Raw genomic sequence first — 24728 nt, 5'->3', positions numbered from 1 at the left:
GGGTTGCGGCATTTCTGACGGCATGACCGATCCCATGCCCGTTATCCAAAGCCTGCTATCGGGCCTTCCCATCCTCCTGCTGCATCTGGGCAGCGCCACTTTGGTCTGGTTGGCCGCGCTGGCCCTCTATCTGTGGATCACCCCGCATGACGAATTTGCGCTGATCCGTGGCGGCAACGAAGCCGCCGCCATCTCGCTCGGCGGCGCGGCGATCGGCCTTGCCGTGCCCTTGGGCTTCTGCCTCGCCGGATCGGTCAATGTCTGGGATATCGTCATCTGGGGCAGCGTCACTTTGGTGCTGCAACTGGTCGCTTTCCGCCTGGTCGATTTCCTGCTCGGCACATTGTCCGCGCGGATCGAGGCGAATGAGCGGTCGGCCGCGATCTTCCTGGCCATGATGAAGGCGGCGATCGCCTGTCTCACCGCCGCGGCGGTGGCGGGCTGAGGCCGATGGCGGGTGGCAAGGGTTGCGGCTGCCTGCCCTTCGCGCTGGGCGCGTTGCTGCTGGTCGCCTGGTTCGGGCAGGACGTCCGCGTCCCCCCGCTGAAGGTGGAGCAATATGATCCCCGCTCTCCGCGTCGGCCCCTGCCCGGATGGGGCGACGAGCAGTTCGTGATCGAGGATAGCCCCGATGGCCCGGCCGATTCGATGGGCACCGCCTTCGCTGTCGATCGCGATGGCGCCTGGCTGACGGCGCAGCATGTCACCCATGGCTGTACGCGCGTCGGGCTGGAGGATGGCCGCTTCGCCCGTCCCGTGTCGCGCGTGCTCGAAAGCAAGGAAGCGGACGCGGCGCTGGTGCGCGACGGTCTGCCCAGTGATGCAGCGCTGCCCTTGTCTTCCCATGTGCCGCAGCCGGGTACGCCGGGTTATCATATGGGTTTTCCCGCCGGAAAACCGACGCTGGTCCTGTCCGAACTGATTGGTGAGGCCAGCGCCCGGCGCGGCCGCACCGACCTCACCCAACCGGTGCTGGCCTGGGCCGAAAAGGGACGCATCCCCACCGGCGACGGCACCCTGTCCGGCATCAGCGGCGGCCCGGTCTTTGCCGAAGACGGCCGTGTCGTCGGCGTTAACAGCGCGTCCACCGACCGGCGCGGCCGCATTCTGACCACCGCGCCCGATGCCGTGGCGCGACTGACGCGGGCGAGCGGCGTGGTGGACGATCGGCCGGTCGCCTATCCCTTCGCCGGCATTGCCGATGCCGAAAGCCGCTTCGCCGCATGGCTGGACGAAGGGGTAATCCGCCGCATCTATTGCGACGTAGATGAAAAGCGCGGCGGTTGACGCAATAGTGGCTCAGACGCTAGGCGCAGCACAGCTTTTCAAGGAATCTCATCATGAGCGACACGCCTCCCAACCATCTGTCCACCAATCCTAAAAGCCTTCATTTCGACATGGAGGTGCTCCAGCGCGGCATCGGCATCCGTTTCAAGGGCCGTGAGCGCAAGGATGTGGAGGAATATAATATTTCGGAGGGCTGGATTCGCGTTGCCGCCGGCAAGACCCGCGACCGCCACGGCAATCCGCTGACGATCAAGCTGACCGGGGAAGTCGAAGCCTGGTTCGAGAACCCGGCCGAGGGTAGCGAAGACAAGCCCGCCGACGCGGAGTGACAAGGAAAAGGGCGCCGGCGATGGCGCCCTTTTTGTTTGTCAGTTCATCGCCGTTTCGCGCCGCACATCGGCGATGATGGCGCTCAGCGTCCGCTGCGACGGCGCGGCATCGGCATATTCGACGATGAAGGGGTCGGCCTCCAGATGCGGCTCGCGCGACTGTTTTGCGGGCTTGGTCGTCTTCAGCGCCTTGACGGGCGTGGCCGCCGCCATCCGCGTCGGGCTAGTCATCACCGTCTTGGTCGGCACCGGCGTCCCGCGCGGCTGGCGCATTACGGCCGGCAGCGCGCGCTCATCCCACATGTCCGAATCGACCCTGGCGAACCGCACGCTGGTTCCCAGCGTCGCGTCAGGCGTAAAATCATGCAGCTTCGCCTTGGCCGGATAGATGAAGCCGTAGGTCGGGTTGGTTCGCGCGCCCATCTGGCCCGTCGGGCTGTGCCACACGCGCACCTGGCTCCAGTCGCCTGTCGGCGACACATCGATCGCCAGCACATCTTCCTCGATGGCGCCGGGCACCGACCAGTTGGCATGGCGGATCAGCACGCGGCGATCATCCAATATCCTGCTGACCACCGCGACATGGCCCAGCGTCATCGGCCCATTGGGCCGGAACGCCAGCACCGCGCCCTTTTTCGGCTTGTCGCCGCGCTTATATTGTCCGTCCGCCTGATCCCACCAGGTCAGCGCATCGCCCCTGATCGCCACGCCCGATACGATCCGGGCATAAGGCACACATTGCAGCACCGCCGACCCCCATGAGGGCGCAGTTGCCAGTCCGGACAGCAGCAGGGCTGCGGTCCAGCGCATCGCTCGAAACATATGCGATCCCGAAACTTTTAGAATCGCCCCACCGGGATCGACCCTAGAACCGCCTTCCTTTGGAAAGGGTTAAGCCAGTATCAGGGATAGCGATATTGTAGAGAAAAGTCGGCTCAGAAAGCCGAGCGAACGGCCGCGCCGCCGGTGGTGTCGGCCGAAGCAATCTGCACCGGCTGGTCGATGCCCTTGGGCGCGCTGGCGTAGATGAAGCCCTTGGCGGCATTGGAGCGCAGGCCCAGGTCGCCGATCGGGCCGTACCATACGCGCACGTCGGACCAGTCATTATTGGCCGATACGTCGATGGCGCGGACATTGCGCTCGATGCCACCACGATAGGACCAGTTGGCGTGGGTCAGCAGCACTTCGCGGTCGTTGACCACCTTGCTGACCATGGCGACATGGCCGACCGGCATGGAACGGCTGGCCGAGAAAGCCAGGACGGCGCCGACGCGAGGTTCATGGCCACGGTCATAACGACCTTCGGCCTGACCCCACCAGGTGTTGGCATTGCCATGGATGTCGATACCGGAAACCTGCCGGGCAAAGGGTGCGCATTGCAGCGTGCCGGCGGTGGCGGGAACAGCGAAGAGAGTCGAAAGCGCAAGAACAGATGCCGCGAAAACCGCGCGAAAACCAGCGAACATGCGATTGCGACCCCGACTTGTTTTTAGGCTTGAACCCCGATGCCGGTCTTAGGCCAGACGCCCGACGAACCGACAAGCGCCGGGCGACGAGTCGTTTCGTCGATGCGTTATGCTGCGGAACGAAAAACATGCCCGGCCGTTACAGTCAGCCGGGTTGCATCAGGTAATTCGCTGAAAAGGCTGGATTCGGTGCCCGTCAACCACACCTGACCGCCGCTTTCCTGCAAACGTTGGAAGAGTGCGGCGCGGCGCAGCGGGTCGAGATGCGCCGCCACTTCGTCGAGCAGCAGCACGGGCGGCTGGCCCCGGTCGGCGGCCACCAGCGCGGCATGGGCCAGCAGGATCGACAGCAGCAACGCCTTCTGCTCGCCGGTGGAACAGAGCGCGGCGGCCTGTCCCTTGGCGATATGGGTGACGGACAGATCGTGGCGATGTGGGCCGGAGAGCGTCCGCCCCGCCGCCGCATCGCGCCGCCGTTCGCGCGCCAGCCGCCCTGCCAGTGGTTCGTCGCTCGCCTCCTCCCCCAGAATCGCGATCAGCGGCCGGGCGAAGGGTTCGTCGGGCTGGTCGGCCAGCGCATCGTTCAATCGTGCCACGAGATCCGCCCGCGCCTCCGCCAGCGCCGTGCCATGCTCGCCCATCTGCGCCTCCAGCGCGCTGAGCCAGGCCGGATCGGCGCGGCGCATATCCGCCAGCAGCCGGTTGCGCGCGCGCATCGCCGCGTCATAGCGGGCGCTATGCGCGGCATGGCCGGGGTGCAGCGCCAGCGTCAGCCGATCGAGGAACCGCCGCCGCCCGCCCGGACTGTCCAGAAACAGCCGGTCCATCGCCGGCGTGAGCCAGACGATCGACAGATGATCGGCCAGCGCATTGGCAGACGACGCCACGCCCCCGATCCGCACTTGCCGCCGGTCGGGGCTGGCGGCGGTGACACCGGTGCCCAGCATCGCCCCATCGACTTCCGCCGCGATGCCGAAACCGCCCGCGCCGTCCTGCCGCGCCATGGCGGACAGCGCCGCACCACGCAGCCCGCGCCCTGGCGCCAGCATCGATACGGCTTCCAATATGTTGGTCTTCCCCGCGCCATTATCGCCGGTCAGCAGGATGAAGGCATGATCGGGCAGGATCAGCGCATCCGCATGATTGCGGAAATCGCTCAAGGTCAGGCGGCCGATCATCGCGCGGCTGTAGCGGGGCGGGGCGGGGGAGGGAAGAGTTGCGTTGGGGAAGGGGGGCAGCCGCTGGATGATTGGCATGAAAGGGTGGGGAAGGGGACTTGCCATTTTGAAGTCGAACGTCACAAAAAAAAACGTCATCCCAGCGAAGGCTGGGATCTCAGGACGGCGCACGCTGGGTAAGCGGATAGCGCTAGGCGGCCGGCCTCATTCCACTACCGCCTGAGACCCCAGCCTTCGCTGGGTGACGGCTATGGGGGCAGGCCAAAATGACCGCCGGATGTCCATTTCTGGTCGCCAGCCTCCTAAACAAGCAGAAAGGGGAGAGGCAGCATCCTGCCTCTCCCCTTCTTACTGCTCCACGATCCCTGAATCAGGCGGCGATCGCCACCGGTTCCGGTTCGGCCACGACCAGACCGCGACCCAGATCACGGATCAACCCGATGAAGCGGGTCGCTTCCCGCACGATCATAGCCTTGTTGAAACAGGCCGCCGCGCCCCGGTCCATCGCCTCGGCGACGATCGGTGCACCGTCGCGCATCAGGCTGGACAGCATGATCACCGGGCACGGCTCCATGTCCATGATCTCGTCCAATATCGCGAGGCCATCCTTGCCCGGCATGGCGATGTCCAGCGTCACGACATCGGGCTTTTCCAGCCGGATCATGTCGATCGCCTCCTCACCATTGCGGGCGATGCCGACCACTTCGATGCGGCGGTCGCGTTCCAGCAACGTCTCGATCATCGCACGGATGGTCAGCGAATCATCGACCACGACTATTCTGACAGGCTTCATCATCTCGGTTCCCCAACCATTATGAGCATCATAACGGCCGGGGAACGAGCAGCTTTAGCCGTGCCTAATGGGAATTTAACTACGGGGGCGATTGGCCGCGAAATTCGGGAAGAAGAGTTTGCGGAAACTGATCGACACCGTGCGGCCCAGCGGGTCGAGATAGCCCGGCTGATAGCGCAGCGGCGTCGCCCCGGTCGCGTCGGTGACTTCGCGGCGCTGGTTGAAGATATTATCGATGTTGAAGGATATGCGCGCGCCCCGCATGAAGGGGATCTTGCGCTCCAGCCCCTGTACCTGCCCCAGATTGGCAAAGATGCGCAGGTTCGCGGTGGCGAGGCTGCCGAAGTTCAGCCGCGACGATCCGCCCGCCGTGCCGGTCAACGCGCCGTCCACATGGGTGCCGCTTTCCCAGTCGATGCCCAGCCGCGCGCCGATGCCGTTGTTCATGTAACCGATCCGCGCCTCGATCTCATGCCGGGGCTGGCCGCCTGATGAACCGGTGGCGTCGCCGTCCAGCAGGTTCAACTGCGGCACGCCCGGCGCGATCTGGATGCTCTCGGTCAGATGCCAGGTATGATAGAGGCTGAAGGTCATCCGTCCGCCGCCCTGACCATTGCCGCCGGGACCACGGAAGCCGCCGGGGCCGCCAAAGCCGCCCTGACGCGGGCCGTTCCCGCCACCGGCACCTGCATTGCCGCCCTCGCCACGCGGCCGATCGCCACCCCCTTCGCCCGGTGGTGGGCCACCTTCGCCACGGGGCTGGCGATTGCCGAACAGCGCCTGCAATTCGGGCGGCCGATCCTCCGGCTTGCCGCCGGACGCGCGCCAGGCTTCCATCAGCTTCTGGATATGCGACTTGATCGGGACCGACAGGTCTACGCCCCAGCGCAGTTGCTCGCTCTGCGACGACAGGAAATTGATCGGCCGCGCATCGACCTGCAACAAATTGCCGTCGGCATCGCGCAGGAAGCGTTGCGGATAGGCCGCCTCCAGCGCTGGTGTCGGCGTCGGGAAGGCGGCGATCGGGTTGCGGGTGCGGCTGTTGAGGTAGGTCGCCGTCATCGTCAGGTTCGGCTTTTCGAACGGCTTGATCCGCGCACTCACGCGGAACTGGTCGCGCACGCTTTCGCGGAGCGCCGCGTTGCCGCCCGACAATTGGGTGACGAACACCGTCTGCCCGGTCGCATAGTCGAACACCGACACATTGGGCGTGGAAATCAGCGGGTCGGTGATGTTCGCGCCCGTCGGCGCGGCGCGATCCTGATTGGCGGAGGCAAGGATCTGCACCGCATCCACCGGCTTCCAGCGCAGGCCGTAGCCCAGCGTCGACAGCGTGCCGAAGTCCGAATAATGCTGCGCGGCGGCATTGAGGTTGACTGCGACATCGCCCACCGCGCCCAGCACGCCGCGCGAGCGGCTGGTGATCGGCAGGTCGAGGCTGATCTGCCCGCTGCCGATTTCCCGGCTATAATCGCTGCCGCTTTCCACGCCGGATCGGATGGATCGGCTTTCAAAGCCATTGGCCGACGCACCGATGCTGATCGAGGTGGTCACGCCGCCGGCCGGCAGTTCGAACAGCGTGCCGCTGACCAGCAGGTCGCCCTGCACCGCCTGACTCCTGGCGCGGGCGCGGTCGGTCAGGCGGGTGGCGACCAGGTCCGGCGCGAAGCTGCCATAGGGATTGACGCTGGCGTCGCCGGCATCCAGCGCTGCCTGAATCGCGCCGGTGGATATGCCGCGATCGGTGCGCGTCCGCGTGATCGACAGGTCGCCATTGCCGGTGAAGGACCATTGCCAGCCGCGGCCCAACTGCCCGTTCAGGGTCAGGCCGATATGGCCGGTCGTGCCCCTGATCTGCTGTTGCAAGGCGCCGCCCTGCGCCAGATAGCGATAGAGGGTGACGTCGTTGGCGAAGGGCGAAAAGGCACTGCCTGCCGGCAGGTCGAACGCGGCGGAGGACAGGCCCTGAAAACTGTCATTGTCCGACAGTTCCAGCCGCCCGTTCAGCGTCGCCGATATGCCGCCCAGCGCGCGGGCAAGCGTGGCATTGGCCGAGAAGCTCTCCGTTTCCGGGCTGAGCGTGCGGTATCGGGTCAGGTCGCTGACGCTGGTGACATTGGCACCCGCGACGAAATCATTGAGGGTCGGCGGGCTGGATGCGGCGCTGACCGGCACGCTGGCGATCGTTACGCTCTGGCCGGCCAGCGCCGAAAGCGCCGGATCGATCTCGCCATTGGTGCCGGTGCCCACGATATTGCCATTCAGCGCATAGGGGCGGCCCGGCGCGGTGGCGGTGATGCCGCGTTCGCTTTCCAGCAGGGCGGCGGCGCGGCTATATTGCAGGTTCAGCGTGAAGCGATTGTCCCCCTGGATGCGCAGCAGGCCCGCTTCCACCTTGCCGTTTTCGCGTCCGCCCTGCGTCGTCGTGCCGACGCGTCCCTCGGCCGTCTCCGCCCGGAAACGCTGGCGCAGGACGATGTTCACTACCTTCTGCGTCGGCGCATAACCATAAGAGAGCGCGACCTGTTCAGGCAATATGTCGACCCGCGCCACGGCCTCCGATGGGATATCCTGAATTTCGGAAAAGCTGGAAATGCGCTTGCCGTTCAGCAGGATGACCGGCGTGCCATTGGTCTGCGGTGCCAATTCGGTGATGAGTTCGGAAATGGAGGTGACGCCCAGCGCCCGCACGTCCGCGCCGGACAATTGCTGTTCGGGCTGGACATTGCCGATTACCGATCCGCGCTGCGGCTGGCCGGTGACGATGATTTCCTCGCCATCATCGACCGGCGCGGCCTGCGCGGCCTTCGTTTCCTCCTGCGCCATCAGCGCAGAGGGTGCGACCCCGGACAGGAGCGCAACACCGATGATGGACGCGGAAAGACGCACGAAAACCCCCACAACATTCTTTGATCTGACCGCTGGACTAGCAGGCGCTTGTCGCAAAATTCTGGCAACAACCAGCGATATTTGTCGCAAGATGTAACTGTGCCGGCTGAACGGGGGCTGGCCGGGGGTCAGGGGGCGTCGTGGAAAATAATGCCCAATGTGTGGCGCACGCCCGACAGGATGCGGCTGACACCGTGCCGCATCTGCACGCGATAGACGCCGCGTGCGCCCATGACCGGCCGGTCGCGCACGGGAAAGATCACGGCGTCGCCCTGCATCAGCGGCACCACCTCGGCGCGCGACTGCATGCGCGGCCGCTGCTCGGTCAGGACGAAGGCGCCGCCGGTAAAATCCTGCTCTGGCCGGGACAGCAGGATCGCGACCTGTAGCGGAAAGATATGCGGGCCGTAGACGTCCTGATGCAGCGCATTCCAGTCGCCCGCCTCATAGCGCAACAGCAGCGGCGTCGCCCTGTCCTGTCCCGCCAGCGCGCAGCGCGCCAGATAATCGGCATGGCGCGCCGGATAGATGTCGCTCGTCCCCAATGCCTCCGCCCAGCCATTGGCATGGCGTGCCAGTGCGGGATAGAGACGCTTCCGCAGCATCGCGACCGGATCAGGCAGGGGATAGGCGAAATAGCGATAGCGCCCGCTGCCAAAGCCGTGGCGCGCCATCACCACCTCCTTGCGGAAGGCGCCGGGGTCGTCCCACAGCGCGACGATGGCGGCACATTGCTCGGGCGACAGCAGAGCGGGCAGGCGCACGGCGCCATGGCGGTCGAGATCGGTCAGGTCCATCGGGCCAGCATCGCGGCAACGCGCGTCCGGGGCATCCCGCGCCTTGCGCTCAAACACTTCCCTTCGCCGCCGCCGCTTTATAGGGTAGCGCTATGCGCACGCTCTATCCCCCGATCGCTCCCTATGCCTCCGGCCACCTCGATGTCGGCGACGGCCATCATATCTATTGGGAACGGGCCGGCACGCCCGGTGCCAAGCCCGCCGTCTTCCTGCATGGCGGGCCGGGCGGCGGCATTTCGCCCGACCATCGCCGGCTGTTCGATCCCGCCCGCTACGATGTGCTGCTGTTCGACCAGCGCGGCTGCGGCCAGTCGACGCCGCACGCCCATCTGGATGCCAACACGACCTGGGATCTGGTCGCCGATATCGAACGATTGCGGGTGATGACGGGGGTAGAGCAATGGCTGGTCTTCGGCGGCAGCTGGGGTTCGACGCTGGCGCTCGCCTATGCGCAGGCGCATGTGGATCGCGTGACGGAACTGGTGCTGCGCGGAATCTTCACCATCCGTAAAAGCGAGATCGACTGGTATTATCAGGAAGGCGCCAGCCGCATCTATCCCGACAAATGGGAGCGGTTCGTCGCCCCGATCCCGGAAAGCGAACGGGGCGATCTGGTCAACGCCTATCGCCGCCGCCTGACCGGTAACGATCGCGCCGCGCAGATCGCCGCCGCCCGCGCCTGGAGCGTGTGGGAAGGGGAGACGATCCGCCTGCTGCCCGATCCCGCGCTATCGGCGACCCACGATGCGGATGATTTCGCGCTGGCCTTCGCGCGGATCGAAAATCATTATTTCGTCCATGGCGGCTGGCTGGAGGACGGCCAACTGATCCGCGATGCTGGCAAGCTGGCGGCCATTCCCGGCGTCATCGTACAGGGCCGCTACGACATGGCCTGCCCGGCGGAAACCGCCTGGGCGCTGCACCGCGCCTGGCCGCAGGCGCGCTTCGAAATGATCGAAGGGGCCGGCCACGCTTATAATGAACCGGGCATCATGGATGCCCTGATCCGCGCGACGGACGGGTTTGCGGGTTAGCGGCTGCCCGGCCCCAGTGCCGGGTCCAGGTCGCGCGGGCGGGTGAAGCTGGCGAGGGTTGCGCTATTCTCCCGCGCGTCGTCCCACCGGTCGATGGCCAGGTCCAGCACGGCGATGCTCGCGGTCGGAAATTTGACCTCCACATCCTCACGCAGCGGACTGGCGCCATCATTGGGGACGAGGTCGAGGATCAGTTCCTCCAGCCCCGGATTGTGCCCTGCCATCAATGCGCTGTCAGCGCTGTCGGGCAAGTCGCGGATGACATCGAACAAGGTGGGTGCGGAGGCGAGATAGATGCGCCGGTCCCAGCGCGCTTCCAGCGTCTCCCCATAGCCGGCGAAGAAGGTTTCCAGCGTCTGCACCACCCGCACCGCAGGCGACGCGACCAGCATGTCGAAGCGCATGGCGCGCTGTGCGGCGAACTGGCCCATCAGCAGGGCGGCCTTTTCGCCCCGGCGGTTGAGGGGCCGATCGAAATCGCGCGCGACCGGATCGTCCCAATCCGACTTGGCGTGGCGCAACAGGGTCAGCTGCTTCATTGTCTCTCCTGTTGGGGAAGGCCGGATTCGCGCCCCTGATGCCCCAAAGCGGGCGCTGCGCCAAGGGCCTGTTCGCGCGCCTGCACGCTGACGGCGATGATCGCCTCGTCCAGCGTCAGCCGGCGGATCGGCGTGCCGGGTGGAAAGGCGCTGAGCAATCGGCTGGGCATGGCGGCGGACAGGATGACGAAACTGCCCTTATCCTCGGCCCGGCGGATCAGGCGCCCGAACGCCTGCGCCAGCCGCGCCCGGATCAGCCGGTCGTCATAGGCGCTGCCGCCCCCGGCCAGTCTGCGCGCAGCATGCAATACGGTCGGCTTGGACCAAGGCACGCCCTCCATCACCACCAGCCGCAGCGAATGGCCCGGCACGTCCACCCCGTCGCGCAAGGCATCTGTGCCCAGCAGCGACGCGCGCGGATCGTCGCGGAAGATATCCACCAATGTGCCGGTATCCATCGGATCGACATGCTGGGCGTAAAGCGGCAGCCCCGCCCGCGCCAGCCGGTCGGCGATGCGTGCATGCACCGCCCGCAGCCGCCGGATCGCGGTGAACAGCCCCAGCGTGCCGCCGCCCGCTGCCTCGATCAACCGGCCATAGGCGCCCGACAAGGCCGCAATATCGCCGCGCTTGATATCGGTGACGATCAGCACTTCGGCCCGGCCCGGATAATCGAACGGGCTGCTTGCCTCGAACCGCTCCGCGCCATGGGGCAGGTGGACTGCGCCGCTGCGCGCCTCCGCATTGCTCCAGTCGCCACCGCCCTTCAGCGTCGCAGACGTCAGCAACACGCCCTGCGCCGGCTTCAGCACCGTTTCTGCCAGCGGCCGGGTCGGGTCCAGCCAGTGGCGATGGATGCCGATATCGAACTCGCGCCCTTCGATCCGGTCGACGGTCATCCAGTCGACATAGTCTGGGTCCGCCGGCCCGCCGATCCGCGCCAGCAGCGCCAGCCAGGCCGCGATCAGGTCGCGCCGCCAGCCGAGCGAGGCGATCGCCCCCTCGACCCGCGCCCGCGCCGCACCGTCCAGCCAGTCGGGCGCATCCTCGATCACCGCTTCCAGCCTGCGCGCCAGTCGCACCAGCGGCTTGATCAGCGCATCCAGCGCCAGCGCCGCTTCCTGTGCGGCTTCGACCAGCGCGCCGTCCGGTTCGGCCAGTTCGGTTTCCAGCCCATAGCCGGCATCCGCTTCGCCCGCCGCCTCCGCGCGGGTGTAAACGGTCCCGCGCACGGCGGCGAGCAGCGCCTCCAACGGCCCGAACGGCTCGCCTGCGACGATGCGCTTCAGCCACTCGTCGGCGGGCAACGCCTGCGCCGCGTCGATCGCCGCGCGGATCGCCTGACCACCTTCCTCATCATAGCTGGCAAGGTCGGACAGGCGCGCTGCCAGACCCCGGCGCCGCCCGCGCGATCCGCCCTCCGGCCCCATGATCCAGCGCCGCAGTTCGATCGCTTCCTGCCCGGACAGGGCGACGGAGAAGGTCGAATCCGCCGCATCGAACAGATGATGGCCTTCGTCGAAGACGATCCGCTGCGGTCGCTGCCCTGTCTCGCGCCCGCGCGCCGCGTTGATCATGACCAGCGCATGATTGGCGATCACGATATCGGCATCGGCCGACGCGCGCGCCGACCGCTCGATGAAGCATTTGCGATAGTGGGGGCAGCCGGCATAGATGCACTCGCCGCGCCGGTCGGTCAGGGCAGTAGAACCGTTGCGGCGAAACAGCGTCGGCAACCATCCGGGCAGGTCGCCGCCCACCATGTCGCCATCCTTGCTGAACGCGGCCCAGCGGGCGACCAGTTGCGCCAATATCGCCGCGCGGCCGGTAAAGCCGCCCTGCAACGCATCTTCCAGATTGAGCAGGCACAGGTAATTTTCCCGCCCCTTGCGCACCACCACGCGCTTCGCTGCGACTGCCGCATCGGGGAACAGGCGCAGCGATTCCCGGTCCAGTTGGCGTTGCAGCGCCTTAGTATAGGTCGAAACCCAAACCGTGCCCTGCGCTTCTCCGGCCCATAGCGAAGCCGGCGCCAGATAGCCCAATGTCTTGCCGATACCGGTGCCGGCTTCGGCCAGCAGCATATTGGGCTGGTCGCGATGCTTGCGCGGGGTGAAGGCGATGCTGGCGGCGGCGGCATAGGCGCGCTGGCCGGGGCGTGGTTCGGCGCCCTTGCCGGTCAGCGCATCGAGCCGGGCCAGCACCTGATCCTCCTTCAGGCTGATCGTGCGCGGGGCAGGGCGCGGCTGTGCCTCTTCCCACTCAGGCAATTTGGTGAACAGCCAGCGTTCCGCCTCACGTGGGCGGGCGATGCGTGGCGCGACCAGCGGCGACCAGGGCCAGCGCAGCCGGTGCAGCGATTGAGCGGCGGTCCATCCGCCCTCCCGCTCTTTCCAGTCGGGTGCGTCCATCCGGGCGAGCAGCATCGCTGCACCCTGTTGCAGCAGCGCGGGGATGTCGCCCTCGCTCGCCGGCGCGGGTAGGCCCAGCGCCTCCGCCAGCCCCTTGGGCGTGGGCACAAGGAAGCGGGCGGGATGCAGAAAGGCCCAGAGTTCGAGCAGGTCGAGGCCGTTCAGTTCAGGATAGCCCAGCCGCTGCCCGGTCAGCGGCGCATTGAGCAGCAGTACCGGGGTTTCGGCGCTTCGCGCGATCGCCTGTCCCTTGGCCAGTGCCTGGGTATGGTCGCCCTCGCGCAGCCAGATGCCGCCATGGCTGGCGTGGAGCGCGGGCAGGGTGGCGGGATCGATCACTCGCCGGTGTCTAGGCGAGCAGGAACAAAAGGAAAACCTGAAATATGGACTCTATGTCGGGAAGGGCGTCAGCCGGTGCGCCGGCCAAAGCCGCCGCCACCGACATAGGCACTGCCAAAGCCGGTCTGTTGCTGGATACGCGGCTGGAACGCGACCGGCGCGCGCTTGGCGGCACGGGCCATCTCCAGCTTTTCGTACAGCGGGCCTTCGTTCAATTCATAGGGGAAGCGAATGCCCATGCGATCCTCTTCGGACCAGCGGACGGTGCCGAACACGATGAAGCCGTCCAGATCGATCTGGCATTGCGATCGGGCTGGCAGGGTGCAACCCACGACCTGCGCGCCGCCCTCGCTCAGATCCACGATCACGCCTTCCAGGCTGTCCAGGACCGTCGTCACGACGATCGGGATGTCCACGGCAATGCGCTCGCGGCTGCGCTGTATCTGCATATCGCCTCCTGTCGGCCTATTATCGGTACGCAGGGTTAATGAAAACTAAAGCTGCGAACGATTGTCAAAACGCTTTATGCCGCCGAATAGCATTTTCTTTCGCTTTAGCAGGGTTTAGGGGGCGTGAATCATGACAATCTCCGATATCCTGCGCACCGCCGCGACCGCATCCAAGGCCTGGCCCTATGAAGAAGCCCGCAAGCTTCTGAAACGTTATGCCAATGGTGCGCCGGATAAAGGCCATATCCTGTTCGAAACCGGCTATGGCCCATCGGGCCTGCCGCATATCGGCACGTTCAACGAAGTGCTGCGCACCACCATGGTCCGCAATGCCTTCCACGCGCTGTCGGATATTCCGACCCGGCTGGTGGCGTTCAGCGACGATCTGGACGGCTTCCGCAAGGTGCCCGACAATGTCCCCAATCAGGCGATGCTTAGCGAGTATCTGGGCAAGCCGCTGACGCAGGTGCCCGATCCGTTCGAAAAGTTCGAGAGCTTCGCCCATCATAACAATGCGATGCTGCGCGATTTCCTCGACAGCTTCGGCTTCGACTATGAATTCGTTTCCGCGACCGAACGCTATCAGGCCGGCGCGTTCGACGAAGCGCTGCGCCAGGTGCTGCGCCGTTATCAGGCGATCATGGACATCATGCTGCCGACCCTGCGCAAGGAACGGGCGGCGACCTATTCGCCCGTCCTGCCGATTTCGCCCAAGAGCGGCATCGTGTTGCAGGTGCCGATCGAAGTGGTCGACGCAGAAGCCGGCATTGTGCGCTTCGTCGACGAGGGCGAGACGATCGAACAGTCGATCCTGGGCGGCGCGGCCAAGCTGCAATGGAAGGTCGACTGGGCGATGCGCTGGTATGCGCTGGGCGTCGATTATGAAATGGCGGGCAAGGATCTGATCGATTCGGTCACGCAATCGTCCAAGATTTGCCGTGCGCTGGGCGGCCGCCCGCCCGAGGGTTTCAATTACGAGATGTTCCTCGACGAAAAAGGCGAGAAAATCTCCAAGTCCAAGGGCAATGGCCTCAGCCTCGAACAATGGCTGACCTATGGTCCGCAGGAATCGCTCGCTTTCTACGCCTATCGCGAACCGAAGAAGGCCAAGCAGCTGCACATGGGCGTCATCCCGCGCGCGGTGGACGAATATTGGCAGTTCCGCACCAACTACCCCAAGCAGGCGGTCGAGCAGCAGCTCGGCAACCCGGTCCATCATATCCATGATGGCAAGCTGCCAGACGGCGAATTGCCGGTGACGTTCGGCCTGCTGCTCAACCTCGTCGGCGTGATGGGCGATGCCAGCCGCGAGCAGGTGTGGGGTTATCTCCAAAATTATGTGCCCGGCGCGAGCGCGGAAACCTATCCCGAACTGGACGCGCTGATTGGCCATGCGCTGGCCTATCATCGCGATTTCGTCGCGCCGACGCTCAAGCGCCGCGCGCCGGAGGCGAACGAGGCCGCTGCGCTGCGCAAGCTGGACGATGAACTGGCCGCCCTGCCGCAAGGCGCGACGGCGGAAGATATCCAGAATATCGTTTATGCCATTGGCAAGGATGAGGCGTTTGGCTTTGCCGAACTGCGCGACTGGTTCAGGGCGCTGTACCAGACCCTGCTGGGTGCTGATCAGGGGCCGCGCATGGGCAGTTTCATCGCGCTCTACGGCATCGGCAACAGCCGTAAGCTGATCGCGGAATCGCTCGCTTCCTGATCTGGATTAATCTCGGCCCGGAACATAATGCCGGGCCGGGCGTTTGCGCTTCGGTCCACCCCCCTTTCGGACTGGTGATGCGCCTCGCGCGCGTCATCGGCCGCGTGCGCCCGGAAACGAGCGGCGCGGCCAAGTGGGGGTAAAGGAAACCGCCCCGGTCTTGCGATCGGGGCGGTTTTTGCGTTTCCGGCCTCTTACCAGAAGAAGGCGCGGTGTGCGGTGATGACGCGGCCGGTACGCACATTGACCAGCAACACATCATTATAATGGCGGACCCAGCGCTGGTTCACGCCCGGACGGGGCAGGCGATAACGGTTCACATCGTTGATGTAATAGCGCGAGTTGTAATAAGCCGGGCGAAGCTGCGCACCGGCATTCCACTGGCTGTAACGGAAGGGCGCGCGCCAGTTGCCGCCACGATAGACGTCCCGGTGGCTGCGGCGATAGTCGCGCCAATCCTCACGCACTTCCTGACGAGCGTCCCGAACGTCGCGGCGCGCCTCGCGGACATCGCGGCGGTCGCCATGGCGCTGCGCCTGACGCAGGTCGCGCTGTTCCTCGCGTAGATTGCGCTCGCTGCGACGCACTTCGCCATAGGATTGGGCTGATGCGACGCTGGGGACGACGGTAGCGGCCAGCAGGCCCAATATGATGAACTTACGCATGTCTCTATCTCCCATATTCCGGGGCGACCAAGCTCTTGGCTCCGTCGCCTGTAAGAGGAGATATGGTCCCCGCCGACTGAACGGCCGGGGAATGGATCAGTCAGATTCCAGTCATTAATGTCGCAAAGTGTAACCGCGCGCGCTCAGCCCCATGGCCGTTCGCGAAACCATTTGGTGACGACATATTTGGTGCCCTGCTCCACCGGCCGGGCGGCGTGCAGGCTCTTGCGATTGGGCGATCCGTCGCGATCCATATTGTTCCAGATCAGGATCATGCCCTCGACCGGCGGCACCATGAATTCGCATTGCGGGAAATGCGTCTCGCCCCCGGCCTCGACCGGCGACAGGTATATCATCGCCGTCCAGGTCCGCTGCCCGCCGCTGGTGCGCATCTGCGGCCAGTAGCTGGCGGTGACGGGGAAATAGTCGCAATGGACCTTATATTCCTGCCCCGGCGCATAGCGCTGTCCCTGCAACGTTTCGCCATGGCGGGCGGGCAGGCCGGTCATCGCGCAGATGCGGTCACTGACCGTCATCACCAGCTCCTCCCAGGGATTGAGATTGCAGCTATGACTGGTGCGATAATCGGCATTGGCGCTGCCGGAAAACAGGGTCGATGGCTTGGCATCGGCGTCGATCGCCGCGCGCAGCCCGGCACATTCCTCCGCGCTCAGAAAATGCTGGCGGCCGTAAATCTCCAGATCGGGCGCCTCGATCCGATGCACCATCGGATTGCGGTCCAGCCGCTTGCGCACATCATCGCCGATCCCGGCGCGCAGCGGCGACGCCGTGCCGCCATCATCTTGTCCTTCGCTCATGCGGCCGTCCTGCCACAAGGACGCCCGGCATGAAAAGACCCCGGCATGTTTCCATGCCGGGGCCAGTGTTTCCTGAAGGCCAGTCCAGGAAGAGCGTTACCAGAAGAAATTATTGATCACATCGACCACATAGCCGTCGCGGACGTCGACCAGCAGCGCGTCGTCATAATAGCGAATCCAGCGCAGCGAGCCGTAGGCCGGTGGCAGGCGGTAGCTATAGGGATCGTCCAGCCAGTAGCTGTTGGAATAGAGCAGGCTATTCAGGAAAATCCCGACCGAGAAACTGCGATAGCCATAGTTCCAGCCGCGCGGCGCATAATAGCGGCCCATGCGATAGCGGTCGCCATAACGGTTGCGATAGCTGTTCCAGTCATAGCGCCGGTCGTTGCGCCAGCCATTGTCCCAGCGCCGCTGATTGGCCCAGCGGGTGCGATCGTCGAACCGGCGGCCGTTGTTCCAGCTGCCATTGTTCCAATTGTTCCGGTCATTCCCGGTCCAGTTGCGATTGTCGTGGCGATCGTTTCGCCAATCCTGCCGATCATCCCGCCGATCATTGCGGCCATCGCGCCGGTCGTCAGGCCGGTTGTTGCGCCAATCGGGCCGGTTTTCCTGCCGCTGCTGCTGATCGCGCCAGTTCTGCGCCCGCTGCTGCTGATCGCGGGCCGCATTCTCCAGCCCGCCATTGGGCTGATTGCGATCGCCGCGCCATTGTTCGGGGCGCTGCTGCGGTCGATTGTCCGGTCGATTGTCTGGCCGGACCTCCGGGCGCGGCGGCGCCATCGGCGAAGCGGGGCGCTCGGCCGGGCGCTGCTGCCAGCGCTGGGTCGGCCGGTTCTGGGTTGACCAGTTCTGGGCTGGAGCGTCGCCGCGCGGCTGGTTCATGCGATTGCCGCGCGACACCGCCACACCGGCTTCGGCGCGGGCGGCACGCTCGCCGCCGCGCTGGCCACGTTGCTCCGGGTTGCTCTGGGCATAGGCCGGGGCGATACCGCTGAGCAGCGTCGCACCCATCAGCCCCGCCAGCATCATCTTCCTCAACATCGTCGTGACTTTCCTGGATCGAGGGCACTACGCCCCCTCATGATCGCTCTCTAGGACAGGTGCGATGTCGTGATGCTGAACTTGTCATGCAGCCATTTGAAAGAATCGGCGCACGACGATAGACAGGTGCCTTCATACTGGCCACTGTCCGTTGGTGCGGTTCGCATCTGCGACAAACCCCCGATATCGGTCGAAAAGCTGATCCAGATCAGTGCGTCACCGTGAAACTGACTATAGGACTGACGAGTGACGAAATCTTCCGATGCTGGCAATGACATGCCCACCGTCCGCCAGGCCCTGCGCGAAGCGACGATGGATAGCCATCGCCGGGTCGATGCCATCTATGCCGATTTTGCGCTCGATTCGCCCGGTGACTATCGCGCCTTTCTGACGGCCCATGCCCGCGCACTCGCTGGTCTGGAAGCGGTTGCGCAGCCGGATGTACCGCGTTTGCCGTTGCTGGCGCAGGATCTTGCCGCGCTCGACCAGCCTATGCCCGATCCGCTGCCGCTGGAGGCCAATATGGCCGATGGTTTCCACTGGGGTCTGCGCTACACGCTGGAAGGATCGCGGCTGGGCGGGGCGATGCTCTCGCGACAGGTCGCCCCTGACCTGCCCAAAGCCTATCTCTCGGCCGCCCATGGCAAGGGTGAATGGATAGCCTTCCAGCGCGCGCTCGACAGCGCAGCGGCGGAAGGCGGCGAAGGCTGGCTGGACGACGCCGTGCAGGGCGCGCAGGCCGCCTTCGCCCTGTTTGCGCAGGCGGGGCAGCAGGCGGGCAAGGTGCCAGCCCATGGCTGATCGCGACGCTGGCCAGCCCGATTTTGCGGTCGATCTCAGCAATTGCGATCGCGAACCCATTCATGTGCTGGGCATAGTCCAGCCGTTCGGTTTCCTGATCGCGTTGACCGCCGACTGGCTGGTGTCGCGCGTATCGACCAACAGCGCGCAGTTCATCGGCCTGTCGCCGCAAGACATGCTGGGCAAACCGATCGCCGACCTGCTGGATGGCGAAGCGATCCACGCCCTGCGCAACCGCATCACCCTGCTGCGTGGTCCCGATTCGGTCGAACGGCTCTTTTCCATTCCGCTGATCGCCGGTGGCCCGTCCTTTGACGTGGCGGTTCATTTTTCCGGCTCACTGGTGGTGATCGAGGCGGAACCCGCCAGCCATGACGAGATGGAGGCGAGCAGCACCGTCCGTTCCATGGTCGCACGTCTGGCGCAGGCCGACGGCATGGCTGCCTTCCTGCGTGACGGCGCACGGCAGGTGCGGGCGCTCACCGGTTTCGATCGCGTCATGGTCTATCGCTTTGCCGAGGGCGGCGATGGCGAAGTGGTCGCCGAGGCGCTGAAGCCCGGCATCGACAGTTTCTTCGGCCTCCATTATCCCGCATCCGACATTCCGGTCCAGGCCCGTGCCCTCTATCTGCGCAACATCTTCCGGGTGATCGCCGATGTGAAGTCGGTGCCGGTACCGGTCGTGCCGGCGCTCGACCCCACCGGGGCGGCGCTCGACATGTCGCTCTGCCTCACCCGTGCGGTGTCGCCGATCCATATCGAATATCTCGGCAATATGGGCGTGGGCGCCTCCCTCTCCATCTCGATCATCGTCGAGGGGAAATTATGGGGTCTGTTCGCCTGCCACCATTATGCTCCGCGCCTGCCGACCTTCGCACAGCGCAGTGCGGCCGAACTGTTCGGCCAGATTTTCTCGATGATGCTCGAAAGCCGCGAGCGCGCACAAACCGCCGAATATGAAGGCAAGGCTCGGCAGGTGGCCGACCGGCTGCTGTCGGCGGTGGCGCAGGACCATGACCTGCTGACCAATGCCCGCTGGCTGGGCGACATCATTTTCGACACCATCCCCGCTGATGGCGTCGGCGTCTATATTGACGGGCAGATGACCTTTTCCGGTCTGGCCCCCGATGCCCCGGCCTTCGTCGCGATCGTGTCGATGCTGAACCGGGTCGCGGCGAGTCAGGTCTATACCACCGACAGTCTGTCGTCGGTCCTGCCCGAAGCGGCCGCCTATGCCGATCGCGTGTCGGGCGTGTTGGCGATCCCCCTGTCGCGGCGGCCGCGCGACTATGTCGTGCTGTTCCGCGCCGAACAGCTTCGGTCGGTGCGCTGGGCGGGCAATCCGGAAAAGGAAATCGAATATGGGCCAAACGGCCCGCGCCTGACTCCGCGCAAAAGCTTCGAATCCTGGTCGGAACTGGTGAAGGGTGTGGCCTTGCCCTTCCTGCCCGCCGAACTGCGCGTGGCCGAAGCGCTGCGCACCGCCCTGCTCGAAGTCATATTGCGCATGTCCGATTCCGCCGATGCGGAGCGGCAGCGCGCGCATGAGAAGCAGGAATTGCTGATCGCGGAACTCAACCACCGCGTCCGCAACATCCTCTCGCTGATCCGTGGCCTGTTGTCGCAGACGCGCGACAGCGCGCGTTCGGTGGACGAATTTATCGGCACGCTGGAAAGCCGCGTCCACGCGCTGGCCCGCGCCCATGACCAGATTACCGCCGACCGCTGGAGCCCCGCGCGCCTCTACGACCTGATCGAGGTCGAATCGGGCGCTTATCTGGGCGAACGCAGCGATCGGGTGCAATTGTCCGGTCCCAATGTGCTGCTGACGCCCGGCTGCTTCACTGTGCTGGCGCTGGTGATCCATGAAATGCTGACCAACGCCGCCAAATATGGCGCGCTGTCGGACAGTGGCACGGTGACGATCGACTGGCGCGTGGATGAGGATGGCAGCCTGCTGATCGACTGGACCGAAAGCGGCGGTCCGCCGGTGGTCGCGCCGACCCGGCGGGGCTTCGGCTCCACCGTCATCGAACGCTCCATCCCCTATGATCTGGGCGGCCATGCGGAAATCAACTATCGGCTGGCGGGGATAGAGGCGCATTTCTGCATCCCGGCCGTCCATGTCGTGTCGGTCCTGCCCGACGTGACCGCCACCGATCGCACCAAGCCGGCCGCGCCGGTCGTGCCCGGCCTGCTCAAGGGACGCAACGTCCTGTTGGTCGAGGATAATATGATCATCGCCATGGATGGCGAGGATGCGCTGCGCGATCTGGGCGCAGAGGTCGTCACCGCCGCCAGCGTCGGCCGCGCGCATGAGGCGATCGCGATCCAGCCGGTCGATCTGGCTGTGCTGGATTTCAACCTTGGTCCCGAAACCAGCCTGCCGATCGCGGATCTGCTCGCCGAACGCGGCATCCCCTTCCTCTTCGCCACCGGCTATGGCGACGGGCTGGAACTGCCGAGCCGGTTCGAGGCGATCACGCTGGTGAAGAAACCCTATAGCGGCGCCACCCTGGCACAGGCGCTGGCCCCGGTGATCGGGGTGGGCAACTGATAAGCTGTTTCTCCCCTCCCTCCTAGGGAGGGGCTGGGGGGCGGGGCGCTGCAAAGCGGCGCTCTATGTTGGCTGCCCGCCCGACATTCTCGAACTATCCTCAATGGACAGCGAAACGGACAGTTTCCACCCCGCCGATTGCGGAACGGCCGCCTTGCGCCGATCTTCCATCATGCCGGCTTTCCTGTCCTACATGGCGCCGTATCGCTATGATGACGACAGGAGGACCAGCCGGCAGGCGGCTTTCCGATAGGATCGCCGTCACGCAACAAAATGTCGAAACGTGGGGGAAATGTGCGAAGTTAAGCCCGTGAAATCCTACAGCCGGACCCCCAGATGACCCAGCCCACTTTCTTCATTCCCCATGGCGGCGGCCCCTGCTTCTTCATGGACCCGACCGATCCCGACCGTCCGCACAGCGACCCGATGTGGCATCCGATGCAGGATTATCTGGCGGGCCTGATCGCCGACTTGCCGCAGCGGCCCCGCGCCATATTGCTGGTGTCGGGCCATTGGGAGGAGGCGGCCTTCACCGTCCACACCGGCGAACGCCCTTCGCTGTTGTTCGACTATTATAACTTTCCGCCCCATACCTACCAACTGCGCTGGGATGCGCCGGGCGCGCCTGACCTCGCCCGCCGTGCGGCCGGCTTGCTGCGCGATGCCGGCTTCGCCACGGGTGAGGAAGCGGCGCGCGGCTGGGACCATGGCGTCTTCATCCCCATGAAGGTCGCGCTGCCCGATGCCGATATCCCGCTCGCGCAATTGTCGCTGCGTCATGATCTCGATCCTGCCGCCCATATCGCCGCAGGCCGGGCGCTGGCGCCGCTGCGCGATGAAGGCGTGCTGATCATCGGCTCCGGCATGAGCTTCCACAATTTGCGGGTTCGCGGGCCGCAGGCAACCGCACCCTCGACCGTCTGGGACGATGCGCTGACCGCCGCCGTCACCGATCCCGATCCGCAGGCCCGCGCCAGCCGCGTCGCCGCCTGGGATCAATTGCCGCAAGCCCGCTTCGCGCATCCGCGCGAGGAGCATCTGTTGCCGCTGATGGTCGCGTTGGGGGCCGGGGGTGATGACGTTGCGACCTGCACCCATCACAGCACGGTCATCGGCTGGGCCGTGTCGGGCTATCGCTTCGGGTGATGCGCCCTTGCCTTTAGACCGTTCGGGCTGAGCCTGTCGATGCCTTGCACTTCTGGGATATGCCCTTCGACACACTCAGGGCGAACGGCGTTTATTTCGGGGCTGGTGCTTTGGCCGGACGTCCCAGTGCCGGCACCGTGCGCGCTGCATCCTCCGGCGTAATCCCCGGCGGCGGTGCGGCGCTGCCACCCTGCTCCTCGCCGCGCATGATCCGCCCGGCTCGTTTGATCGCCCCGCGCAGCCGGGGATAGATGCCGCAGCGGCAGATATTGGTGATCGCCCCGTCAATCTCTTCGTCGCTCGGATCATTGGTCCGACGCAGCAGCGCGGACGCCGCCATGATGACGCCGGGAATGCAATAGCCGCATTGGGAGACATTGTCGGCGGCGAAGGCCTGTTGCAGCGGATGGCCGCGATCGGGCGACAGCGCCTCGATCGTAGTGACGAAACGTCCTTCGGTATTGCCGATCGTCACCTGACAGGACCGTACCGCCTCCCCATCGATATCCACCGTGCAGGCGCCGCAATCGCCGGTGCCGCATCCATATTTGGTCCCGGTCAGGTTGGAGGCATCGCGCAAGGCCCATAGCAAGGGCGTCTGCGGGTCCATGCGATACTGGATCGGCCGGTCGTTGACGGTGAAGCGGGTCATGCCGATTCGTCTTCCTCGGCCTTGTGGAACAGCACTTCGTTACGGATATGGATGATCCGCGACGCCAGCCGGATTTCCTGAATGAAGGTAGCGAAGGCGGCGGCCTGCAATATCATCGCCAGGCTGAAGAGGATGGCGACCGGCGTGCCCAGATGGGCGTTGAACAAATTACCGGCGAACAGCAGGATCACGACCAGACAGACGGCACAAGCGGACGCGACCGAAAAGAAGATCGCGCTGTTCACCACGCTCATCCGCCGATCTAGGACGCGGATTTCTCCGACCATCCGGTCATGTTCCTTGCCGCGCGTGGACAGCACCATCTTTTCCACATCACGTGCCCGGTCGATGATCCGTGACAGACGGCTGACACAGACATTCAGGAACGCGCCGATGCCCGCCAGCAGGAAGACCGGGGCCAGTGCCAGCTGAATGGTCTGCGCGACCTGGCTGACCTGGGGCAGGGGGATCATCAAACGGCACCTCTCATCCCGCGAATCTATCCTTCATCGCGGGGCAAGGAGCAAGGGGCGGTGCCCGGTATAAATGCGTCGCAAAACGCCACTTTTCTGGGGTGCGAGCGCTCCGGCACCAACCGGAGCGCCACGCGCTTGTCAGGCTGCGCCCTTGTTGGACGGCGTGTTGACGCCCATGGACTTGAGATATTGTTTGATGTTGCGCGCCGCCTGCCGCAGCCGCTGCTCATTTTCGACCATGGCGATGCGGACAAAGCCTTCGCCATCCTCGCCATAGCCCACGCCCGGTGCGACCGCGACCTTGGCATGGGTCAGCAACTGCTTGGAAAACTCAAGGCTGCCCATATCCTTGAGCGCAGGCGGCAGCGGCGCCCAGCAGAACATGGAGGCGCGGGCGGGCGGAATGTCCCATCCGGCACGGCCGAAGCTCTCCACCAGCACGTCGCGGCGCTTGTGATACAATTCACGGTTCTTCTCGACGATATCCTGCGGCCCGTTGAGCGCCGCACAGGCCGCCGCCTGAATCGGGGTGAAGGCGCCATAGTCGAGATAGGACTTCACCCGCGTCATTGCCGCGATCAGCTTCTGGTTGCCCACGGCAAAGCCCATGCGCCAGCCGGCCATGGAGTAGGTCTTGGACAGCGACGTAAACTCGATCGCCACATCCTTGGCGCCCGGCACCTGAAGGATGGAGGGCGTCGGATTGCCGTCATAATAAAGTTCGGAATAGGCAAGGTCGGACAAGATCCAGACCTTGTTCTCCTTCGCCCAGGCGACGAGGCGCTCATAGAAGGCGACGTCCACCGTCTCGGCGGTCGGGTTGGACGGATAGTTCACCACCAGAATCGACGGGCGCGGCACGGTGAAGGCCATGGCGCGGTCGAGCGAGCGGAAATAATTCTCGTCCGGCGTCGTCGGCACGGAGCGGATGGTCGCCCCGGCAATGATGAAGCCGAAGGTGTGGATCGGATAGCTGGGATTGGGCGCCAGCACGACGTCGCCCGGCTCGGTGATCGCGGTGGCGAGGCTGGCAAGCCCCTCCTTCGATCCCATGGTGACGACGACTTCCGTGTCGGGATCGACCTCCACGCCGAAACGACGCGCATAATAGTTCGCCTGCGCCTTGCGCAAACCGGGGATGCCGCGCGACTGGCTATAGCCGTGCGCGCTCGGTTTCTGCGCCACTTCGATCAGTTTCGCGATGACATGGTCAGGCGGCGGCAGGTCGGGATTGCCCATGCCAAGGTCGATAATGTCCTCGCCCGCGGCCCGCGCGGCGGCCCGCATGCCGTTCACTTCGGCGATGACATAGGGCGGCAGACGCTTCATGCGGTAAAATTCTTCGGACAT

General features: G+C 65.2%; 23 protein-coding genes. 8 read left to right on the top strand and 15 right to left on the bottom strand.

The genetic code is table 11. The annotated features are described in order from the left end of the window. The first annotated feature begins 22 nt into the window (after nucleotides 1-22). The 3 genes from RQH62_RS10315 to RQH62_RS10305 are packed head-to-tail and all read left to right on the top strand — an operon-like array spanning nucleotide 23 to nucleotide 1616. A complete protein-coding gene (locus RQH62_RS10315; RefSeq protein WP_120251581.1) occupies nucleotides 23-445 on the top strand; it encodes a DUF350 domain-containing protein in 423 nt (140 codons plus the stop codon). Nucleotides 446-450: 5 nt separating this feature from the next. Further along, entirely contained in the window at nucleotides 451-1287 is an 837-nt protein-coding gene (locus RQH62_RS10310; protein WP_311268669.1) for a serine protease, read from the top strand. 53 nt (nucleotides 1288-1340) lie between these two features. Further along, nucleotides 1341-1616 (top strand): DUF3297 family protein, encoded by a 276-nt coding sequence (locus tag RQH62_RS10305; protein WP_311268668.1) that lies wholly within the window; start codon nucleotides 1341-1343, stop codon nucleotides 1614-1616. A gap of 39 nt (nucleotides 1617-1655) precedes the next feature. Here RQH62_RS10305 and RQH62_RS10300 read toward each other — a convergent pair whose 3' ends face one another. The 6 genes from RQH62_RS10300 to RQH62_RS10275 form a co-directional block, all read right to left on the bottom strand. Beyond that, complete coding sequence (locus RQH62_RS10300; RefSeq protein WP_311268667.1) at nucleotides 1656-2438, bottom strand: CHAP domain-containing protein; 783 nt, start codon at nucleotides 2436-2438, stop codon at nucleotides 1656-1658. 113 nt (nucleotides 2439-2551) lie between these two features. Beyond that, complete coding sequence (locus RQH62_RS10295) at nucleotides 2552-3082, bottom strand: CHAP domain-containing protein (RefSeq protein ID WP_311268666.1); 531 nt, start codon at nucleotides 3080-3082, stop codon at nucleotides 2552-2554. 107 nt (nucleotides 3083-3189) lie between these two features. Next, the gene (recF, locus tag RQH62_RS10290) at nucleotides 3190-4260 is read right to left on the bottom strand and encodes a DNA replication/repair protein RecF (RefSeq protein ID WP_311268801.1); all 1071 of its coding nucleotides are present in this window, start codon (nucleotides 4258-4260) and stop codon (nucleotides 3190-3192) included. Nucleotides 4261-4630: 370 nt separating this feature from the next. Next, the gene (locus tag RQH62_RS10285; protein ID WP_311268665.1) at nucleotides 4631-5056 is read right to left on the bottom strand and encodes a response regulator; all 426 of its coding nucleotides are present in this window, start codon (nucleotides 5054-5056) and stop codon (nucleotides 4631-4633) included. A gap of 72 nt (nucleotides 5057-5128) precedes the next feature. Next, nucleotides 5129-7879, bottom strand: a complete 2751-nt coding sequence (locus tag RQH62_RS10280) for a TonB-dependent receptor (RefSeq protein WP_405053538.1) — start codon at nucleotides 7877-7879, stop codon at nucleotides 5129-5131. 191 nt (nucleotides 7880-8070) lie between these two features. Then, nucleotides 8071-8739, bottom strand: coding sequence for a 2OG-Fe(II) oxygenase (locus tag RQH62_RS10275; protein ID WP_311268800.1), 669 nt, complete (start codon nucleotides 8737-8739; stop codon nucleotides 8071-8073). Between the two features lie 92 nt (nucleotides 8740-8831). On the opposite strand from RQH62_RS10275, the gene pip reads away from it, so the two are divergent. After that, nucleotides 8832-9773 (top strand): prolyl aminopeptidase, encoded by a 942-nt coding sequence (pip, locus tag RQH62_RS10270; RefSeq protein WP_311268663.1) that lies wholly within the window; start codon nucleotides 8832-8834, stop codon nucleotides 9771-9773. Here pip and RQH62_RS10265 read toward each other — a convergent pair. From RQH62_RS10265 to RQH62_RS10255, 3 genes are all read right to left on the bottom strand, one after another. Next, nucleotides 9770-10312, bottom strand: coding sequence for a histidine phosphatase family protein (locus RQH62_RS10265; RefSeq protein WP_311268662.1), 543 nt, complete (start codon nucleotides 10310-10312; stop codon nucleotides 9770-9772). The genes pip and RQH62_RS10265 overlap by 4 nt on opposite strands. Beyond that, nucleotides 10309-13062 carry an ATP-dependent DNA helicase gene (locus RQH62_RS10260; RefSeq protein WP_311268661.1) on the bottom strand — a complete coding sequence of 918 codons (2754 nt, stop codon included), beginning with the start codon at nucleotides 13060-13062 and terminating at the stop codon, nucleotides 10309-10311. The genes RQH62_RS10265 and RQH62_RS10260 overlap by 4 nt, the downstream gene beginning before the upstream one ends. A gap of 68 nt (nucleotides 13063-13130) precedes the next feature. After that, nucleotides 13131-13511 (bottom strand): PilZ domain-containing protein, encoded by a 381-nt coding sequence (locus tag RQH62_RS10255; protein WP_311268660.1) that lies wholly within the window; start codon nucleotides 13509-13511, stop codon nucleotides 13131-13133. A 130-nt stretch (nucleotides 13512-13641) separates the two neighbouring features. Here RQH62_RS10255 and RQH62_RS10250 point away from each other — a divergent pair, with 130 nt between their 5' ends. Next, nucleotides 13642-15222 carry a lysine--tRNA ligase gene (locus tag RQH62_RS10250; protein ID WP_311268659.1) on the top strand — a complete coding sequence of 527 codons (1581 nt, stop codon included), beginning with the start codon at nucleotides 13642-13644 and terminating at the stop codon, nucleotides 15220-15222. Between the two features lie 194 nt (nucleotides 15223-15416). Here the strand turns inward: RQH62_RS10250 and RQH62_RS10245 are convergent, their stop codons facing one another. The 3 genes from RQH62_RS10245 to RQH62_RS10235 form a co-directional block, all read right to left on the bottom strand. Beyond that, nucleotides 15417-15887, bottom strand: a complete 471-nt coding sequence (locus RQH62_RS10245; RefSeq protein WP_311268658.1) for an RcnB family protein — start codon at nucleotides 15885-15887, stop codon at nucleotides 15417-15419. A 143-nt stretch (nucleotides 15888-16030) separates the two neighbouring features. Then, nucleotides 16031-16705, bottom strand: coding sequence for a 2OG-Fe(II) oxygenase (locus tag RQH62_RS10240; RefSeq protein ID WP_311268657.1), 675 nt, complete (start codon nucleotides 16703-16705; stop codon nucleotides 16031-16033). A gap of 96 nt (nucleotides 16706-16801) precedes the next feature. Continuing rightward, nucleotides 16802-17746: an RcnB family protein gene (locus RQH62_RS10235; protein WP_311268656.1), complete on the bottom strand. Its 945-nt coding sequence runs from the start codon at nucleotides 17744-17746 to the stop codon at nucleotides 16802-16804. A gap of 276 nt (nucleotides 17747-18022) precedes the next feature. On the opposite strand from RQH62_RS10235, the gene RQH62_RS10230 reads away from it, so the two are divergent. The 3 genes from RQH62_RS10230 to RQH62_RS10220 all read left to right on the top strand — a co-directional run bounded on the left by RQH62_RS10230 (nucleotide 18023) and on the right by RQH62_RS10220 (nucleotide 22250). Next, nucleotides 18023-18547 (top strand): biliverdin-producing heme oxygenase, encoded by a 525-nt coding sequence (locus tag RQH62_RS10230; protein ID WP_311268799.1) that lies wholly within the window; start codon nucleotides 18023-18025, stop codon nucleotides 18545-18547. Then, nucleotides 18540-21104, top strand: coding sequence for an HWE histidine kinase domain-containing protein (locus RQH62_RS10225; protein ID WP_311268655.1), 2565 nt, complete (start codon nucleotides 18540-18542; stop codon nucleotides 21102-21104). The genes RQH62_RS10230 and RQH62_RS10225 overlap by 8 nt, the downstream gene beginning before the upstream one ends. Nucleotides 21105-21440: 336 nt before the next feature. Beyond that, complete coding sequence (locus RQH62_RS10220; protein WP_311268654.1) at nucleotides 21441-22250, top strand: class III extradiol ring-cleavage dioxygenase; 810 nt, start codon at nucleotides 21441-21443, stop codon at nucleotides 22248-22250. A 91-nt stretch (nucleotides 22251-22341) separates the two neighbouring features. Here the strand turns inward: RQH62_RS10220 and RQH62_RS10215 are convergent, their stop codons facing one another. From RQH62_RS10215 to RQH62_RS10205, 3 genes are all read right to left on the bottom strand, one after another. Continuing rightward, the gene (locus RQH62_RS10215) at nucleotides 22342-22902 is read right to left on the bottom strand and encodes a 2Fe-2S iron-sulfur cluster-binding protein (RefSeq protein WP_311268653.1); all 561 of its coding nucleotides are present in this window, start codon (nucleotides 22900-22902) and stop codon (nucleotides 22342-22344) included. Further along, nucleotides 22899-23375: a DUF2721 domain-containing protein gene (locus RQH62_RS10210; protein ID WP_311268652.1), complete on the bottom strand. Its 477-nt coding sequence runs from the start codon at nucleotides 23373-23375 to the stop codon at nucleotides 22899-22901. Before RQH62_RS10210 ends, RQH62_RS10215 begins: the two co-directional genes overlap by 4 nt. Before the next feature lie 141 nt (nucleotides 23376-23516). Then, a complete protein-coding gene (locus RQH62_RS10205; RefSeq protein WP_311268651.1) occupies nucleotides 23517-24728 on the bottom strand; it encodes an LL-diaminopimelate aminotransferase in 1212 nt (403 codons plus the stop codon).

Source organism: Sphingobium sp. WCS2017Hpa-17, from assembly GCF_031843765.1.
In the GTDB taxonomy this organism is placed as follows: domain Bacteria; phylum Pseudomonadota; class Alphaproteobacteria; order Sphingomonadales; family Sphingomonadaceae; genus Sphingobium.
The sequence above is the reverse complement of the archived record's forward strand: the minus strand, read 5'-3'. Positions and strand labels throughout refer to the sequence as shown.

Excerpts from the sequence above, each read along its gene's own strand:
- RQH62_RS10210 (WP_311268652.1), bottom strand. The coding sequence starts at position 23,375 with ATGATCCCCCTGCCCCAGGTCAGCCAGGTCGCGCAGACCATTCAGCTG.
- RQH62_RS10305 (WP_311268668.1), top strand. The coding sequence starts at position 1,341 with ATGAGCGACACGCCTCCCAACCATCTGTCCACCAATCCTAAAAGCCTT.
- RQH62_RS10285 (WP_311268665.1), bottom strand. The coding sequence starts at position 5,056 with ATGATGAAGCCTGTCAGAATAGTCGTGGTCGATGATTCGCTGACCATC.
- RQH62_RS10265 (WP_311268662.1), bottom strand. The coding sequence starts at position 10,312 with ATGAAGCAGCTGACCCTGTTGCGCCACGCCAAGTCGGATTGGGACGAT.
- RQH62_RS10215 (WP_311268653.1), bottom strand. The coding sequence starts at position 22,902 with ATGACCCGCTTCACCGTCAACGACCGGCCGATCCAGTATCGCATGGAC.
- RQH62_RS10280 (WP_405053538.1), bottom strand. The coding sequence starts at position 7,879 with ATGGCGCAGGAGGAAACGAAGGCCGCGCAGGCCGCGCCGGTCGATGAT.
- RQH62_RS10205 (WP_311268651.1), bottom strand. The coding sequence starts at position 24,728 with ATGTCCGAAGAATTTTACCGCATGAAGCGTCTGCCGCCCTATGTCATC.
- RQH62_RS10310 (WP_311268669.1), top strand. The coding sequence starts at position 451 with ATGGCGGGTGGCAAGGGTTGCGGCTGCCTGCCCTTCGCGCTGGGCGCG.
- RQH62_RS10235 (WP_311268656.1), bottom strand. The coding sequence starts at position 17,746 with ATGTTGAGGAAGATGATGCTGGCGGGGCTGATGGGTGCGACGCTGCTC.
- RQH62_RS10275 (WP_311268800.1), bottom strand. The coding sequence starts at position 8,739 with ATGGACCTGACCGATCTCGACCGCCATGGCGCCGTGCGCCTGCCCGCT.
- RQH62_RS10225 (WP_311268655.1), top strand. The coding sequence starts at position 18,540 with ATGGCTGATCGCGACGCTGGCCAGCCCGATTTTGCGGTCGATCTCAGC.
- RQH62_RS10220 (WP_311268654.1), top strand. The coding sequence starts at position 21,441 with ATGACCCAGCCCACTTTCTTCATTCCCCATGGCGGCGGCCCCTGCTTC.
- pip (WP_311268663.1), top strand. The coding sequence starts at position 8,832 with ATGCGCACGCTCTATCCCCCGATCGCTCCCTATGCCTCCGGCCACCTC.
- RQH62_RS10315 (WP_120251581.1), top strand. The coding sequence starts at position 23 with ATGACCGATCCCATGCCCGTTATCCAAAGCCTGCTATCGGGCCTTCCC.
- recF (WP_311268801.1), bottom strand. The coding sequence starts at position 4,260 with ATGATCGGCCGCCTGACCTTGAGCGATTTCCGCAATCATGCGGATGCG.
- RQH62_RS10250 (WP_311268659.1), top strand. The coding sequence starts at position 13,642 with ATGACAATCTCCGATATCCTGCGCACCGCCGCGACCGCATCCAAGGCC.
- RQH62_RS10230 (WP_311268799.1), top strand. The coding sequence starts at position 18,023 with ATGCCCACCGTCCGCCAGGCCCTGCGCGAAGCGACGATGGATAGCCAT.
- RQH62_RS10240 (WP_311268657.1), bottom strand. The coding sequence starts at position 16,705 with ATGAGCGAAGGACAAGATGATGGCGGCACGGCGTCGCCGCTGCGCGCC.
- RQH62_RS10300 (WP_311268667.1), bottom strand. The coding sequence starts at position 2,438 with ATGTTTCGAGCGATGCGCTGGACCGCAGCCCTGCTGCTGTCCGGACTG.
- RQH62_RS10255 (WP_311268660.1), bottom strand. The coding sequence starts at position 13,511 with ATGCAGATACAGCGCAGCCGCGAGCGCATTGCCGTGGACATCCCGATC.
- RQH62_RS10295 (WP_311268666.1), bottom strand. The coding sequence starts at position 3,082 with ATGTTCGCTGGTTTTCGCGCGGTTTTCGCGGCATCTGTTCTTGCGCTT.
- RQH62_RS10245 (WP_311268658.1), bottom strand. The coding sequence starts at position 15,887 with ATGCGTAAGTTCATCATATTGGGCCTGCTGGCCGCTACCGTCGTCCCC.